The organism is Sporomusa sp. (assembly GCF_057736855.1).
In genome coordinates, this window is record NZ_JBYKYF010000162.1 from 5,932 (window position 1) to 6,978 (window position 1,047).

2 protein-coding genes are annotated in these 1,047 nt (G+C 39.5%); both read left to right on the top strand.

Annotated elements, in window-relative coordinates:
* Positions 1-487: ANTAR domain-containing response regulator (locus AC29Z1_RS11155; protein WP_488271537.1), on the top strand; the 487-nt coding region annotated here is incomplete at its 5' end.
* Positions 488-686: 199 nt separating this feature from the next.
* Positions 687-971, top strand: a complete 285-nt coding sequence (groES, locus tag AC29Z1_RS11160) for a co-chaperone GroES (protein ID WP_488271538.1) — start codon at positions 687-689, stop codon at positions 969-971.
* Positions 972-1,047: the final 76 nt, after the last annotated feature.

The window sequence follows — 1,047 nt, forward strand, 5'->3', positions numbered from 1 at the left end:
GGACGGGGAAAAAGCGGTTGAACTGGCTCGTAAACATCGACCTGACCTTGTTATAATGGATATCAAAATGCCAGAAATGGACGGCATTACTGCGGCCAAAATTATTTCTACTGAGAAGATCGCACCTGTTCTGCTGTTAACTGCTTTTAGCCAAAAAGAAATTGTAGAAAAGGCTAAGGACTCCGGGGTTTTGGCTTATTTGGTTAAACCAGTAAAAGAAGCTAATTTATTTCCGGCTATAGAGATTGCTCTGTCGCGATTTCAGGAGTTTACTGAATTAGAGCGTGAGTTAGAGGAAGTTAAAAATTCACTGGAAACCCGAAAGATACTTGATCGGGCAAAAGGTATTCTGATGGATGCTTATAGTTTAAGCGAAAGTGAAGCGTACCGGCGCATTCAACAATATAGTATGAGTAAACGTAAATCCATTCGGGAAGTGGCTGCTGCCATCGTAGAGTCAGCCACTCGTAAAAAAGGGAATAGATAGATTTTTGTTTGGGCAGAGGCCAGATCGGCTTCTGCCTGAATTTTTGGCAAGTTTTTAAAAAAAAATGCTTAATTTTACCTTAAACACTCTTGCTTTTTTGAAGCGAATTTTATATTATAGAGTATAGATTAGCACTCAGCTTAGGTGAGTGCTAACAAACATTTATTGATATTAACACACAATAAAGGGAGGTCTTTACATGATTAAGCCATTAGGTGACAGAGTAGTGATTGAAGCTTTGGCAAAGGAGGAAGTTACCAAGAGCGGTATTGTTCTTCCAGATACAGTGAAGGAGAAGCCGCAGGAAGGTAAGATTGTAGCTGTTGGCTCAGGCAAAACTCTGGACAATGGCCAAAAGGTTGCCTTAGAGGTTAAAGTTGGCGACAAAATCATTTTCTCCAAGTATGCCGGCACTGAAGTCAAGATTGATGGCAAAGAATACCTCATTATCAGCGAAAGAGACATCCTGGCTGTTATTGAATAATCAGCTAATCAGCTAAATTTACAATAAAAGTGAAAGGTAGGTATTACATAAATGGCTAAACAAATTCTGTTTGACG

Bases quoted from the DNA above. Each gene is read 5' to 3' on its own strand.
- groES (WP_488271538.1), top strand. From the start codon at position 687: ATGATTAAGCCATTAGGTGACAGAGTAGTGATTGAAGCTTTGGCAAAG.